At 60.2% G+C, this 13844-nt stretch carries 13 protein-coding genes; 9 read left to right on the top strand and 4 right to left on the bottom strand.

The features are described 5' to 3' along the window. Positions 1–15 precede the first annotated feature (15 nt). Positions 16–1230: an HDOD domain-containing protein gene (locus AC1D1M_RS10860; protein WP_477775632.1), complete on the top strand. Its 1215-nt coding sequence runs from the start codon at positions 16–18 to the stop codon at positions 1228–1230. Between the two features lie 38 nt (positions 1231–1268). Here AC1D1M_RS10860 and AC1D1M_RS10855 read toward each other — a convergent pair whose 3' ends face one another. Together AC1D1M_RS10855 and desA are read right to left on the bottom strand one after the other, a co-directional pair. Beyond that, positions 1269–2258, bottom strand: a complete 990-nt coding sequence (locus tag AC1D1M_RS10855) for a GGDEF domain-containing protein (protein WP_477775631.1) — start codon at positions 2256–2258, stop codon at positions 1269–1271. Positions 2259–2475: 217 nt separating this feature from the next. Further along, positions 2476–3660 (bottom strand): delta-9 fatty acid desaturase DesA, encoded by a 1185-nt coding sequence (gene desA, locus AC1D1M_RS10850; protein ID WP_046040722.1) that lies wholly within the window; start codon positions 3658–3660, stop codon positions 2476–2478. Positions 3661–3806: 146 nt separating this feature from the next. Between desA and dibA the strand changes: the two genes are divergently transcribed. The 6 genes from dibA to AC1D1M_RS10820 all read left to right on the top strand — a co-directional run bounded on the left by dibA (position 3807) and on the right by AC1D1M_RS10820 (position 9978). Next, entirely contained in the window at positions 3807–5726 is a 1920-nt protein-coding gene (gene dibA / locus AC1D1M_RS10845; protein WP_477775630.1) for a phosphodiesterase DibA, read from the top strand. 217 nt (positions 5727–5943) lie between these two features. Further along, the gene (oscA, locus tag AC1D1M_RS10840; RefSeq protein WP_007975618.1) at positions 5944–6126 is read left to right on the top strand and encodes a sulfur starvation response protein OscA; all 183 of its coding nucleotides are present in this window, start codon (positions 5944–5946) and stop codon (positions 6124–6126) included. A 75-nt stretch (positions 6127–6201) separates the two neighbouring features. Beyond that, positions 6202–7215 (top strand): sulfate ABC transporter substrate-binding protein, encoded by a 1014-nt coding sequence (locus AC1D1M_RS10835; RefSeq protein WP_477775629.1) that lies wholly within the window; start codon positions 6202–6204, stop codon positions 7213–7215. A 69-nt stretch (positions 7216–7284) separates the two neighbouring features. Further along, on the top strand, positions 7285–8103 hold the full coding sequence (cysT, locus tag AC1D1M_RS10830; RefSeq protein ID WP_007972956.1) for a sulfate ABC transporter permease subunit CysT: 819 nt from the start codon (positions 7285–7287) through the stop codon (positions 8101–8103). Between the two features lie 12 nt (positions 8104–8115). Next, complete coding sequence (gene cysW, locus AC1D1M_RS10825) at positions 8116–8985, top strand: sulfate ABC transporter permease subunit CysW (RefSeq protein ID WP_477775628.1); 870 nt, start codon at positions 8116–8118, stop codon at positions 8983–8985. 3 nt (positions 8986–8988) lie between these two features. Continuing rightward, the gene (locus tag AC1D1M_RS10820) at positions 8989–9978 is read left to right on the top strand and encodes a sulfate/molybdate ABC transporter ATP-binding protein (RefSeq protein WP_090452434.1); all 990 of its coding nucleotides are present in this window, start codon (positions 8989–8991) and stop codon (positions 9976–9978) included. A 109-nt stretch (positions 9979–10087) separates the two neighbouring features. Here the strand turns inward: AC1D1M_RS10820 and AC1D1M_RS10815 are convergent, their stop codons facing one another. Further along, on the bottom strand, positions 10088–10612 hold the full coding sequence (locus AC1D1M_RS10815) for an Mpo1 family 2-hydroxy fatty acid dioxygenase (RefSeq protein ID WP_477775627.1): 525 nt from the start codon (positions 10610–10612) through the stop codon (positions 10088–10090). 83 nt (positions 10613–10695) lie between these two features. Here AC1D1M_RS10815 and AC1D1M_RS10810 point away from each other — a divergent pair, with 83 nt between their 5' ends. After that, positions 10696–11382, top strand: a complete 687-nt coding sequence (locus tag AC1D1M_RS10810) for a Crp/Fnr family transcriptional regulator (RefSeq protein ID WP_477775626.1) — start codon at positions 10696–10698, stop codon at positions 11380–11382. A 208-nt stretch (positions 11383–11590) separates the two neighbouring features. Here AC1D1M_RS10810 and AC1D1M_RS10805 read toward each other — a convergent pair whose 3' ends face one another. Further along, positions 11591–12595, bottom strand: coding sequence for an AraC family transcriptional regulator (locus AC1D1M_RS10805; RefSeq protein WP_477775625.1), 1005 nt, complete (start codon positions 12593–12595; stop codon positions 11591–11593). Positions 12596–12695: 100 nt separating this feature from the next. Here AC1D1M_RS10805 and AC1D1M_RS10800 point away from each other — a divergent pair, with 100 nt between their 5' ends. Continuing rightward, entirely contained in the window at positions 12696–13769 is a 1074-nt protein-coding gene (locus AC1D1M_RS10800; RefSeq protein ID WP_477775624.1) for a fatty acid desaturase, read from the top strand. Positions 13770–13844: the final 75 nt, after the last annotated feature.

Genomic DNA, 13844 nt, shown 5'->3' with positions numbered 1-13844 from the left:
GCCAGGGAGAGCTGTATGACAACTGTCATTTTACCCGCGGTTCCGAGAGTCCTGATCGCCGAGGCTGACCCCTGGTCCCGGGATCTGCTCAAGGAAGTGTTGTTGAACGTACGCTGCGATGCGCGGCTGGATTTGTGCGCCGATGGTCAGCAAGCGTTGGAGCTGTTGGCTGCCACCCCCTATGACCTGGTGATCGCCGACTGGGAGTTGCCCGGCGTCGATGGCCTGAATGTCCTGCGCAACATACGACAGCGCAAACGCAATCCGCCGCTGCCGTTCATTCTGATGAGCAGTCGCAACGACAGTGCCAGCGTGCGTGAGGCCTTGCCGCTGGTGCCGACCGCTTACTTGACCAAGCCCCTGAATATGGAAAGCCTGACCCATCGGTTGCAGGGGTTGCTGCTGAATGCTGGCGAAGAAGTCTCGTGCGAAGTGCCGTCGCTGGCTCCGGGCATGACGTTGTCGGTGTTTCTGGAGCGTCGCCGGGAATTGGCCGACGGCGCGCCGCTGATGACCGATGTGCAAGTGGCGGTCAAGCGCAGCCTCAATCCCAATGGCCTCGACCTGACGGTTCTGGAAGGCGAAATCCGCACCGATCCGCAGGTCACGGCCGTGCTGATCGCCGCTGCCAACAGCGCGGCCCAGCACCACGGCGCCGCTGTGCAAACTCTGTCCCAGGCGCTGCATCGGCTGGGCACCGGGCAGAGCATGAACCTGATTCTCGGGCTGGCGCTCAAGCGCAGTGCACGGCTCAGCGATCCGCAATTGGCCGACTATGCCGAGCGTTACTGGGATCTGTCACTGCACACCGCTGAATACGCGCGAACCCTGGCGCGGTTGCTCGATCTGGATCAGGAGCGCTGCTATTGCGCCGGCATGTTGCATCGTCTCGGCGATCTGGCGTTGCTGCGCTGTTTGCAGGAGTGGAAACAGGCCGGTGGTGAACTGGATGAGCAGGAGGAAGTGGGCGAAGCGCTGGTTGAATTTGGCGCGGCCTATGGTTCGGCCCTGCGCACGCGCTGGCGTCTGCCACTGGAGTTGCGGGAGCTGATTGCGGCGGCCTACCAGCTCGGTGGCGGGGTTTACTCCCGCGAAGCGCTGGTGATGAACATGGCGGCGCAGATGGCGCGCCTGACCGAGCATGAGGGCATCGAGGCGCTGGCGAAGAGCCGGACGGCGCGGTTGCTCAAGATCGGCTTGCCGGAATTGATGCGTTTGCGCAGGAAGTAAGTACACCACCAACCCCTGTGGGTTTCAGGGGGATCCTGTCAGGCGGTAACAATCCGGTTCTTGCCCTCGCGCTTGGCCTGATACATCGCGGCATCCGCCCGGGAAAACAGGTTTTCCACGTTTTCATCCGTGGCGGTCAGGCTGGTCAGGCCCTGGCTGACGGTGATGCCGAACGTCTGGCCTTCATGGGTGAAACGCAATCGCTGAATCTGCAGTTGCAAGCGTTCAGCCACTTGCAGGGCCATCTGCGGCGTACAGCCGGGAAACACCGCTGCGAACTCCTCACCGCCAATGCGCCCGAACAGGTCGCCACGGCGCAACGCTGCGCGGCCGCTATCGGCAATGTGTTGCAACACGTTGTCGCCTTTCTGGTGACCGTAGGTGTCGTTGACCATTTTGAAGTCATCGATGTCCAGCATCAGGAATGACAACGGCTCGCCCCGTTGCCGGGCGTGTGCGAACTCGCGGTGGGCGCATTCGAAGAAATGCCGGCGATTGCTGCTCTGGGTCAGGGCGTCGGTGGTGGCCAGGCGATGCAGCTCGCTTTCCATCCGCTTTTTGTCGGTGATGTCTTCGGCGATACCGACGATGATCACCGGTTGCCCCGGCTCGACCTGGCGGTTGACGTAGCATTTGTCGCTGAGCCAGCGCACCTGGCCATCGGCGGCAATGATTCGATACTCGCGGTCTTCGACGGCGCCGTTGTCCAGCACTTCGGCCAAGCTGCGTTCGGCGTAGTCCAGGTCGTCAGGGTAAATGCTGTCGCGCCATTGATTGCAGTCGGCCAGCAGCCGATCAGCCGAACGGCCAAAGATCCGCTCATAGGCAGGGCTGACGTAAAGCACCTGACGGGTTTCCCAATCGAATGCCCACAGCACCGCGTTGACGCTCATCAGCAAGGTGTTGAGCAACTGTTCGCGTTCGCTCAGGCGTGCGACTTCACCTTGGGCGTGAATCAGCGCAATCAGGGTCTGCGCGGCCTCGGGCCCATGTGATGGAGATGAGTCTTGCAGGTCTTTCTGGGCCATCGACACAAATCTCAAAGGGCACGCCGCGTGTTAGATGGCGGTCAACATCAAGCCCGCCGGGGGATGGCGAAGTGTCTTTGAGATAGGGCTTTTCGGGTGAAGTTCCCGTCTTTTGTGGCGAGGGAGCTGGCTCCCGCCGGGCGGTACTGATGGCGCGATATTGCAGTCACACCACATAACCCAGTGGGAGCGAGCAAGCTCGCTCCCACTGGGTTTTTCAGACGGCGGCAGGACGCAGAGAGTAGGTCTTCAACTGATCGGCGAATTCGCGCAGGGACTGAATCCCGCTGGCTTCGGCTTCATGTATCCAGTCCTTGATGGCCGCGAGCATGTCGTGACCATTTGAGCTGGTCTTGACCCAGATCTGCTGCAGGGCCAGGCGTTTCTCGTAAATTACCTTCAGCGCCTGACTGTGCTCGAGCATGTTCTGGATGCGTACATGGTGTTTGTCATCCAGCAGGCTGGTCTCCCGCGAAAGCAGGCGTTTGGCCCGGTGGAACTGGTGACGTACCGAGTGATCGACCTTTTCCAGCTCTTGCTTGACCAGTGGGCCGATCACCAATTTGCGGTACTGGGCCATGATCTGGAAGCGGTTGTTGAGGATCGCCATGGCGGTGTCCATGTCAAGGTTGCCCTTGCCTTCGACGCGATGGGCAATTGGCGCAACCCGCTGGACCTTGGCCAGGCGCAGGAAGCTGAAGACTTGAATCCACGCCCAGCCCAGGTCGAATTCCCACTTCTTCACCGACAGTTTTGCCGAGTTAGGGTAGGTGTGATGGTTGTTATGCAGTTCTTCGCCGCCAATCAGGATGCCCCACGGCACCAGGTTGGTCGCCGCATCGCGGCATTCGAAGTTGCGGTAGCCGATGGCATGGCCCAGGCCATTGACCACGCCGGCGGCCCATACCGGGATCCACATCATCTGGATGGCCCAGATGGTGATGCCGATGGTGCCGAACAGCAGCAGGTCAATAACGCCCATGATCGCAATGCCCAGCAGCGGATAGCGGCTGTAGAGGTTGCGCTCGATCCAGTCTTCGGGGCAGTTCTTGCCGTAGATGCGCAGCGTCTCGGGGTTTTCCGCTTCGGCGCGGTACAACTCGGCGCCTTTGCGCAGCACCGTGGACAACCCCTTGATGACCGGGCTGTGCGGATCATCGACGGTTTCGCATTTGGCGTGATGCTTGCGGTGGATGGCGGTCCACTCGCGGGTGTTCTGCGCCGTGGTCAGCCACAGCCAGAAACGGAAGAAATGCTTGAGGCCCCCATTCAGCTCCAGGGAGCGATGGGCCGAGTAACGATGCAGATAGACCGTGACGGCGATGATCGTGACGTGGGTCATCAGCAGGGTGACTGCTACCAGAGACCAGGGCGACAAGCCAAGAAAACCTTCGTACCACATAGGCTGTAGGGCCCTCGATAAAGAAAAAACAGCCGTTGCATTATCACTAAGCCCACACAGAAAACCAGTCGCCCTTTCAGATAAGAGTGGCTGGATGTGTCTTTAAACTATAATCCCAACCTTTTAGTAGGGACATGGATCGCCGGATGTCTGCCACCTATCGCGATGCCTTGCGCGCAACGCTGCTCTATCTGTTGCTTTCTGTGGTTTGGCTGCAGATCAGTGGCTACTTATTAAACAGTTTCTTCGATAGCTCTGCCGAGCGACTGCGATGGCAACTGATCAACGGTTATGTCTGGGTGCTGTTCAGCGCCGGGTTGATCTTCATTGCCCGGGCGCGGCTGCTGCGGTGTCTGGGTATCGGTGCCAAACTGCGTGAGCGCGATGCCGATCGCATGCGCTTGCGCCAGGCGGCGGCGGTGTTCGACTGCACCCGCGAAGGCGTGCTGGTCACCAATCGGGAAGGCGTGATCGTCCATGTGAACCGGGCCTTTATGGAAATCACCGGTTACGGGTGTGAGGACGTGCTGGGGCAGCGGCCCAATCTGTTCAAGTCCGGGCGACATTCCCCTGAGTTCTATCAAGTGATGTTTGCCACGCTCGCCAGTGTCGGGGAGTGGAGTGGGGAAATCTGGAATCGGCGTAAAAGCGGCGAGATTTACCCGCAATGGCAAACGATCCGCCTGATCCACGACGACTACGGCCTACCGAGCCAATATGTGGCGGTGTTTACCGACATCAGTGCAATCAAGAACTCCGAACACGAACTGATGCACCTGGCGCACCACGATCCGCTGACTGACCTGCCGAACCGACTGCTGTTCACCGACCGCGCCGAACAGGCCCTGGCCTCTGCGCAGGTCCATAAGCGTGGCTGCGCGCTGCTGATGATCGATCTCGATCACTTCAAGATGATCAACGACAGCCTCGGGCATACCATTGGCGACCAGTTGCTCAAGGCTGTGGCAGAGCGCCTGGGCGCCATGTTCGGTCCTGGCTTCACCCTGGCCAGGCTGGGCGGAGATGAGTTCGCCGTACTCGCCGAAAGCTGTCCGCAACTGGTTCAGGCCGCTGCGTTGGCCCAGCGGATTATCGATGGCCTCAAAGAGCCTTTCCTCATTGATGGGCACCAGTTGTTCATCAACACCAGCATCGGCATCAGCCTGTTCCCCAGCGATGCCTTGAGCGTCGAGCAGCTGTTGCGTAATGCCGACTCTGCACTGTTCAAGGCCAAGAGCACGGGGCGCAATGATTATGCCCTGTACACCGAAGAGCTGACGGCCCACGCCCAGCAACGGGTCGAAATCGCCTTCGAATTGCGCCGTGCCCTGGACCGGCAAGAGCTGCGGGTCCATTACCAGCCGGTTCACGACCTCAAGACCAGTCGCCTGATTGGCGTCGAGGCGCTGGTGCGTTGGCAGCACCCGCAGCGGGGTCTGGTGTCGCCGGCGGAATTCATTCCGGTCGCCGAACGAACCGGTCTGATTGCTGAAATCGATGCCTGGGTCATGGCGCAGGCGTGCCGGCAGATGTGTCAGTGGCAGCAGGGCGGGGCGGTGCTGTCGTTCGTCGCAGTCAACGTTTCTTCGCGTTTGTTCGCCCGCCGTGAGCTGTATCAGCAGGTGGCGCAGGTGCTGCGCGAAACCGGGCTGGAACCGGCGTTTCTGGAGCTGGAAGTCACTGAAAGTGCGGTGATGGAGGACCCGGAAGTTGCGCTGGAACAGATGCATCGCCTGCGCGAGTTGGGTGTGCGCCTGGCCATCGACGACTTTGGCACGGGTTACTCATCGCTGCTGCGGCTCAAGCGTCTGCCGGTGCAGAAGCTGAAAATCGACCAGGGCTTCGTCGCCGGATTGCCGTGGGATGAGGATGATGCGGCGATCTCGCGGGTGATCATTGCGCTGGCGCAGAGCATGGGCATGCAGGTCCATGCCGAGGGGATCGAGCAGGCTGAGCAGGCGGCGTTTCTGCTCGAACACGGTTGCGATCTGGGTCAGGGTTACTGGTATGGGCGGCCGGTGCCAGCGGTGCAGCTCGATTGGACGCATGCGCCGGTGATCGGGTAAGCACCCATGCCAAACAATTGATACTCCCACAGGGTTTTTGGTGTGCTTGTAAGAGGGTGATTCACCTCAAACCCTTGCCTCTGCAGTTAATCTCTTCTGGTTATATAAACATTCTTAAATAGTCTTTTTAAGAATATCTACACCTCTCTAGTATTGCTCTCACGCCGCAAGCAGTGCCGACACTGCGAGGCAACCTCTCAGTTGAAGGAGCAGCAATATGAGCGCATCCCTGCGTAGCGTCGACGGTCAAGACGAAGCCACCATCCTGCGTGAAATCCAGAGTGCCCTGCGCGACCTGCGCTTTGGTGCCGTGGAAATCACCGTGCACAACGCCCAGGTGGTGCAGATCGAGCGCAAAGAAAAATTCCGTTTGCAGCAGCCGGGCAACAAGCCGGGCTGAGGCGAATCAGGCACCGCGATTTCCGATATCCCATAAGAAAAAGCCAACACACCAAGAATTCCAGGAGCTTTCATCATGTCGTCGATTCGCCACTTCGCATTGGCCGCCCTGGCCAGCGCCCTTTTTGCCGGTTCCGCAGTTGCCAAGGACTACGAGCTGCTCAACGTGTCGTACGACCCGACTCGCGAGCTGTATCAGGACTACAACGCCGAGTTCATCAAGTTCTGGCAGAAGGACCACGCAGGCGACACCGTGAAGGTCCAGCAATCCCACGGCGGCTCGGGCAAGCAAGGTCGGGCGGTGATCGATGGCCTGCGTGCCGACGTCGTGACCCTGGCCCTGGCCGGTGATATCGACGAAATCGCCAAGCTCGGCAAGACCCTGCCGGCGGACTGGCAAAAGCGCCTTCCGGACGCCAGCACGCCTTACACCTCGACCATCGTGTTCCTGGTGCGCAAGGGCAACCCCAAAGGCATCAAGGACTGGGGCGACCTGGTCAAGAATGACGTCTCGGTGATCACACCGAACCCGAAAACCTCCGGCGGTGCACGCTGGAACTTCCTCGCGGCCTGGGCCTACGGCCTGAAAGCCAATGGCGGCGACGAAGCCAAGGCCAAGGAATACGTACAAAACCTGTTCAAGCACGTGCCAGTGCTGGACACCGGCGCACGCGGTTCGACCATCACCTTCGTCAACAACGGTCAGGGCGACGTATTGCTGGCCTGGGAAAACGAAGCCTTCCTGGCCCTGAAAGAAGAGGGCGGCGCCGACAAGTTCGACATCGTCGTGCCTTCGCTGTCGATCCTCGCTGAACCACCAGTGGCGGTGGTCGACAAGAACGCCGAGAAAAAGGGCAACGAGCAGATTGCCGAAGCCTACCTCAAGCACCTGTACAGCCCGGCCGGCCAGGAGATCGCGGCGAAGAACTTCTATCGTCCACGTGACAAGGACGTGGCCGCCAAGTACGCCCAGCAGTTCCCGAAACTGGAACTGGTGAGCATCGACAAGGACTTCGGCGGCTGGAAAGCCGCACAGCCGAAATTCTTCAATGACGGGGGCGTGTTCGACCAGATCTACCAGGCGCAGTAATCTTAAATAGCCATCAAAGAGCCTCGAGTTTCGATTCGAGGCTTTGTGCGTTCTCAACCAAGGACTTTTATGTCGCGTCGTATCTCCCCCGTCATACCCGGCTTCGGGCTGACGCTGGGCTACACCTTGGTGTACCTCAGCCTGATTGTGCTCATACCACTGGCGGCGATGTTCGTGCATGCCGCTCAACTCACCTGGGATCAGTTCTGGGCAATCATCTCGGCACCACGGGTGCTGGCGGCGCTGAAGCTCAGTTTCGGCACCGCACTGTGTGCCGCGATCATCAACGGCATCATCGGCACGCTGCTGGCCTGGGTATTAGTGCGCTATACCTTCCCTGGACGAAAAGTGATCGATGCAATGATCGACTTGCCGTTCGCATTACCCACGGCAGTGGCCGGTATTGCACTGACGGCGTTGTACACCCCTACCGGTCTGGTCGGTCAGTTTGCAGCGGATCTGGGTTTCAAGATCGCCTACACCCCTCTGGGCATCACCCTTGCCCTCACTTTTGTGACACTTCCATTCGTAGTACGTACCGTACAGCCAGTATTGGCAGATATTCCTCGTGAAGTGGAAGAAGCGGCGGCGTGCCTGGGTGCAAAACCATTGCAGGTTTTCCGCCATATTCTGCTGCCGGCACTGCTGCCTGCATGGCTTACCGGTTTCGCTTTGGCCTTTGCCCGCGGGGTCGGCGAGTATGGTTCGGTGATTTTCATCGCTGGTAACATGCCGATGAAAACCGAGATCCTGCCGCTGCTGATCATGGTCAAGCTCGACCAATACGATTACACCGGCGCTACCTCCATTGGTGTACTGATGCTGGTGGTTTCCTTCGTCCTGTTGCTGCTGATCAACTTGTTGCAGCGGCGCATCGAAACCCCATAAGGAGGCGCACCCATGTCCCAATCGTCTATTGCTGCCGCTTCCTCGAACGCTGCCCGTCGTGGCAGTGCGACTTCGCGGCGAATTCTGATCGGCCTTGGCTGGCTGACTTTTGCGCTGTTCCTGCTGCTGCCGCTGTTCATCGTGGTGTCCCAGGGTCTGAAGCTCGGCCTCGGGGCGTTTTTCACCGCGATCTTTGAGCCGGACGCGCTTTCGGCACTGAAACTCACGGTCATCGCCGTGCTGATTTCGGTACCGCTGAACCTGGTGTTCGGCGTCAGTGCCGCCTGGTGCGTGAGCAAGTACTCGTTCCGCGGCAAGAGCATGCTGGTGACGCTGATCGACCTGCCGTTCTCGGTGTCGCCGGTGATTGCCGGTCTGGTCTATGTGCTGATGTTCGGTGCCCAGGGTCTATTCGGCCCATGGTTGCAGGACCACGACATCCAGATCGTCTTCGCCCTGCCGGGCATCGTGCTGGCGACGATTTTCGTCACCGTGCCGTTCGTGGCGCGGGAGCTGATCCCGCTGATGCAGGAACAAGGCACTCAGGAAGAGGAGGCCGCGCGTCTGCTCGGGGCCAACGGCTGGCAGATGTTCTGGCACGTCACCGTTCCTAACATCAAATGGGGCCTGATCTACGGTGTGGTGTTGTGTACCGCGCGGGCCATGGGGGAATTCGGTGCGGTGTCGGTGGTTTCCGGGCACATTCGCGGGGTGACCAACACCCTGCCGTTGCACGTCGAGATCCTCTACAACGAATACAACCACGTGGCCGCGTTCGCCGTGGCGAGCCTGTTGCTGATCCTGGCGCTCTTCATCCTGCTGCTCAAGCAGTGGAGCGAAAACCGTATTAACCGCCTGCGCGCCAGCGCCGCGGAGGAATAATTCATGTCGATCGAAGTGCGTAACGTCAGCAAGAACTTCCATGCCTTCAAGGCGCTGGACAACATCAGCCTGGACATCCAGAGCGGCGAGCTCGTCGCGTTGCTCGGGCCGTCGGGCTGCGGCAAGACCACGTTGCTGCGGATCATCGCCGGCCTGGAAACCCCGGACCAGGGCAACATCGTGTTCCACGGTGAAGACGTTTCCGGCCATGACGTGCGAGATCGCAACGTCGGTTTCGTGTTCCAGCACTACGCCTTGTTCCGCCACATGACGGTGTTCGACAACGTCGCGTTCGGCCTGCGCATGAAGCCGAAAAACCAGCGCCCGAGCGAAAGCCAGATCGCAACCAAGGTTCACGAACTGCTGAACATGGTGCAACTGGACTGGTTGTCGGATCGCTACCCTGAGCAACTCTCCGGCGGTCAGCGCCAGCGTATTGCCCTGGCCCGAGCGCTGGCGGTGGAGCCGAAAGTGCTGCTGCTCGACGAACCTTTCGGCGCCCTCGATGCCAAGGTCCGTAAAGAACTGCGTCGCTGGTTGGCGCGTCTGCACGAAGACATCAACCTGACCTCGGTGTTCGTGACCCACGACCAGGAAGAAGCGATGGAAGTCGCCGACCGTATCGTGGTGATGAACAAAGGTGTGATCGAGCAGATCGGTTCACCGGGGGACGTTTACGAAAACCCGGCCAGCGATTTCGTCTATCACTTCCTCGGTGATTCGAACCGACTGCACCTGGGTGAAGACAGGCACGTGCTGTTCCGCCCGCACGAGGTGTCGCTGTCACGCCATGAACTGGAAGACCACCACGCGGCCGAAGTGCGCGACATTCGACCGCTGGGGGCGACGACGCGGGTGACTTTGAAGGTCGAGGGGCAGAGCGATCTGATCGAGGCCGAAGTGGTCAAGGATCACGACAGCCTGATCGGTCTGGCGAAGGGTGAGACGTTGTTCTTCAAGCCGAAGGTCTGGCAGAAGGTCGCCAACATTTAAGATCAAAAGCATCGCGAGCAAGCTCGCTCCCACAGGGTTTTGGGTTGGCACAAAAATATTGTGTTCAACCCTGATCCACTGTGGGAGCGAGCTTGCTCGCGATGGCGTCTTACGCCGCAGCGTTTTTCTGACGCAGACGCACACCCCCCGCCCGCGCCTCGATCTGCTCTTTGAGCTCATGCCGCATCCCCAGCATGAATGCCAGCTCCGCCACCACAAACAGCGGTCCGACAATCAACCCGGTCACGTCATCGACAAATGCCGGTTTGCGCCCTTCGTAGTGATGGCCGACAAACTGAATCGCCCAGCCGATCACGAACATCGCCACGCCGCTGCCCAACCAGACCAGCGCGCTTTGCTGCGCCAGCGCATGACCGGCCCAGACACTCAGCCCGAGCAACAGGGTCATCAACACGCCCAGGCGCAACTCCAGGCGCAGGTAAAACCACGCCGATGCCAGCGAAACGAGCACCGCCGGTGACAGCCACACGCTGCCCAGCGACCACTCCGGCCGCGACAGCAACACCGCGACGGCCACCACGATCAGCGGAATGCCGATAAAGTGCGATGCGATGTTGCGCGGGTCACGGTGGTAGGCGGCGTATTGACTGAGGTGGTCGACGAGGCTTTTCATTGTTGTTCTCCTGTGGGGTGATTGATCATGCCCCGGGGGCACTTCCCGCTCTGTCAGCCAGGCGACAATCTCTAGGAGTTTTCATGGATATGCAGGTCTGGCGTCCACGCCTGATGAGCGGTCAGTGGTTCAGCCATTTGCCTGTTTCCCTACAGGATAGCCTGCTGTCGGCGGCCAGGCTGCGGCGCCTGTCGCCGGGCCAGCGGCTGTTCAAGCGTGGCGATCCGCCCTGCGGCCTGTACGCGGTGCTTGAAGGCGCGGTGCGCGTCGGTGCCGTCAGCGAGCAGGGCAAGGAAGCGTTGCTGAGTCTGGTGGAGCCGCCGCACTGGTTCGGCGAAATCTGCCTGTTCGATGGCCAGCCACGCACCCATGATGCCTACGGCGTGGGCCAGTGCACGCTGCTGCACATTCCCCAGAACACCTTGCTGGCGCTGCTCGACAAGCATCCGCAGCACTGGCGGCAACTGGCCTTGCTGATGAGCCAGAAATTGCGAATGACCTTCATCAACCTCGAACAACTGAGCCTGTTGCCGGCCCCGGCACGGCTGGCGCACCGCTTGCTGATGATCGCCGAAGGCTATGGCGAGACCACCCCTCCACGCCGCGTCCTGCAACTGCCCCAGGAGCAGTTGGCATCAATGCTGTCGCTGTCGCGCCAGACCACCAACCAGATTCTCAAGGATTTGCAGGGGCAGGGAATCATCGGGCTGAGTTACGGCGAAATTGAAATCCTCGATGCTGCCCGGTTGCGGGAACTGACCACAATCTGAAACTCGACGCATATCCCTTGTGGGAGCGAGCTTGCTCGCGATGACAGTGTGTCAGTCTCCAGGTATGTCGACTGACAGTCCGCTATCGCGAGCAAGCTCGCTCCCACAGGGGATCTGGGTGAATCAGAGATTTGTGGTCACCGAAAAAACTGTGGGAGCGAGCTTGCTCGCGATGGGGGCAGATCAGCCAACTCACCATCCGGATCTATCAGCGCAACCCATCCCGAAACTGCCCCGGTGTCATCCCGGTCCAGCGCTTGAACGCACGACTGAAGCTGCTGGTGTCGGCAAACCCGAGCAGATAACTGATCTCGCTCAACGAACATTGCGGGTCACGCAAGTGCAGCAGCGCGAGGTTTTCGCGGCTTTCGTTGAGCAGCGTATCGAACCGGTAGCCTTCATCTGCCAGATGCCGTTGCAGGCTGCGCAGGCTCAGGTGCAGGGCCTTGGCGATGTGTTCGGCGCTGGGTTCGCCCTCGGGCAGTTGTTCTTCAATGGCGTCGCGGACCTTGCGTTCCCACGTCATCGGTTTGAGTTGCGCCAGGGTGCGCTCGAGCACGGTTTCGTTGTGTTCGGCCAGTTCCGGGTTGGCGTCGTCCAGGTGGCTGTCAAAGTCGACGAGGGCGAACTCCAGTCGGTCCTCGTCGGCGCCGAAGTGCACGGGCGAGCGAAAGACTTTATGCCATTGGTGCGCGTCTGCCGGCTCCGGGCGGCGCAGGTAGGTCGCCAGCGGTGCGTAGTCGCGGCCCAGGCGATTGCGGCAGGTGCGCACGTAAATCGCCATGAACGCGTCGATGGCTTCGAAGGCCGGGGCCGGATTGCCCATCGGAATTTTCAGGCGGAAACAGTAGCGATCCTCGGCGCGGGTCAGCTCAAGTTCCAGGGCATCGCTGACCACCTGGTGATAGCGCACGATGCGCTCGAACACTTCTCGCAGGCTGCCGCTGGCCACCAGCGCATAACCCAGCGCATGAAAAGTGGTCGGGCTGACGAAACGCGAAACCCGCAAACCGATCGCCGAGTCGCCGCTGGCCTGCACCGCCAGATTCCACAGGTGCGTGGTGCCCGACAGCGGGTAGCGCGCGTTCGGGTCGTCCATCAGTTGCGGGTCGAGCCCCGCTTGCTGGCACAGGGCGGTACTGTCGATGCCCAGGGCATCGAGTTGCTTGCGCAGGGCGCGGGTCCAGCTGGCGAGGGAGGTCGGTTCAGTCATGCTGATTGGCGCTTCCAGTCAACAGGTTGGCGTTCTCGGCTACCGCATTGCGGGGGTTCGCAAGGCAGGATGCAACCATCAATAACCAGAGGATGGAAGCATGGACCGTACTTCTGCAAGCCCCCAACGACTGAATGCAGCTCAACGATCGGCCCATATCCGTGAAGTGGTGCTGGCCAGAGGCGTCGAGCTGCGCGAGCAATACCCGATTCTCAAGCATCAGGACGCCCTCGGCGCGGGCATTCTGGCCTTCGCCCTGGCCGGCATAGTCGGTTCGGCGGCGCTCTACATGACCGGGCACATGGCGTGGTGGGCGTGCCTGCTGCTCAACGCATTTTTCGCCTCGTTGACCCATGAGCTGGAACACGACCTGATCCACAGCATGTACTTCCGCAAGCGGAAGGTGCCGCACAACCTGATGATGGGGTTGGTGTGGCTGGCACGGCCGAGCACAATCAACCCATGGATTCGCCGCCATCTGCACCTCAATCACCATAAGGTGTCGGGTTCTGAAACCGATATGGAAGAACGTGCCATCACCAACGGCGAGCCATGGGGTATCGCGCGATTCTTGATGATTGGCGACAACATGATGTCGTCGTTCATCCGCATGTTGCGGGCCAAGACATGGGCCATGAAGTTCAGCATCATTTACCGAACGCTGAAGGTCTACGCACCACTGGCGCTGATGCATTGGGGGGCGTGGTACGTGTTTCTCGGTTTCCACGCAGCGAACGGCGTTGCGCATCTGATGGGCGCACCGATCGAGTGGTCGGCGACCACGTTGTCGGTGATGCAGGTGATCGACATCGCGGCGGTGGTGATCATCGGCCCGAACGTGTTGCGCACGTTCTGCCTGCACTTCATCAGCTCGAACATGCATTACTACGGTGACGTGGAGCCGGGCAACGTGATGCAGCAGTGCCAGGTGCTGAACGCGTGGTGGCTGTGGCCGTTGCAGGCGTTCTGCTTCAACTTCGGCAGCAGCCACGGGATCCATCACTTCGTGGTGAAGGAACCGTTCTACATTCGTCAATTGACTGTGCCGGTGGGGCACAAGGTGATGCGTGAGATGGGCGTGCGGTTCAATGATTTCGGCACGTTTGCGCGGGCCAACCGGTTTGAGGGCAAGGAAGAGGCGATAGGTGTTAGGACACAAACCGCTCAAGTCTGACTCGTACTTGTGGCGAGGGAGCTTGCTCCCGTTGGGCTGCGTAGCAGCCCCCTTCGTTTTCGGGATAAGGGGGCC

It is taken from the genome of Pseudomonas sp. P1_F7, assembly GCF_056405655.1.
Note: the sequence above shows the minus strand (reverse complement) of the source record. Positions and strands in the feature narration are given on the sequence as shown.

Excerpts from the sequence above, each read along its gene's own strand:
- AC1D1M_RS10860 (WP_477775632.1), top strand. The coding sequence starts at position 16 with ATGACAACTGTCATTTTACCCGCGGTTCCGAGAGTCCTGATCGCCGAG.
- AC1D1M_RS10855 (WP_477775631.1), bottom strand. The coding sequence starts at position 2,258 with ATGGCCCAGAAAGACCTGCAAGACTCATCTCCATCACATGGGCCCGAG.
- desA (WP_046040722.1), bottom strand. The coding sequence starts at position 3,660 with ATGTGGTACGAAGGTTTTCTTGGCTTGTCGCCCTGGTCTCTGGTAGCA.
- dibA (WP_477775630.1), top strand. The coding sequence starts at position 3,807 with ATGTCTGCCACCTATCGCGATGCCTTGCGCGCAACGCTGCTCTATCTG.
- oscA (WP_007975618.1), top strand. The coding sequence starts at position 5,944 with ATGAGCGCATCCCTGCGTAGCGTCGACGGTCAAGACGAAGCCACCATC.
- AC1D1M_RS10835 (WP_477775629.1), top strand. The coding sequence starts at position 6,202 with ATGTCGTCGATTCGCCACTTCGCATTGGCCGCCCTGGCCAGCGCCCTT.
- cysT (WP_007972956.1), top strand. The coding sequence starts at position 7,285 with ATGTCGCGTCGTATCTCCCCCGTCATACCCGGCTTCGGGCTGACGCTG.
- cysW (WP_477775628.1), top strand. The coding sequence starts at position 8,116 with ATGTCCCAATCGTCTATTGCTGCCGCTTCCTCGAACGCTGCCCGTCGT.
- AC1D1M_RS10820 (WP_090452434.1), top strand. The coding sequence starts at position 8,989 with ATGTCGATCGAAGTGCGTAACGTCAGCAAGAACTTCCATGCCTTCAAG.
- AC1D1M_RS10815 (WP_477775627.1), bottom strand. The coding sequence starts at position 10,612 with ATGAAAAGCCTCGTCGACCACCTCAGTCAATACGCCGCCTACCACCGT.
- AC1D1M_RS10810 (WP_477775626.1), top strand. The coding sequence starts at position 10,696 with ATGGATATGCAGGTCTGGCGTCCACGCCTGATGAGCGGTCAGTGGTTC.
- AC1D1M_RS10805 (WP_477775625.1), bottom strand. The coding sequence starts at position 12,595 with ATGACTGAACCGACCTCCCTCGCCAGCTGGACCCGCGCCCTGCGCAAG.
- AC1D1M_RS10800 (WP_477775624.1), top strand. The coding sequence starts at position 12,696 with ATGGACCGTACTTCTGCAAGCCCCCAACGACTGAATGCAGCTCAACGA.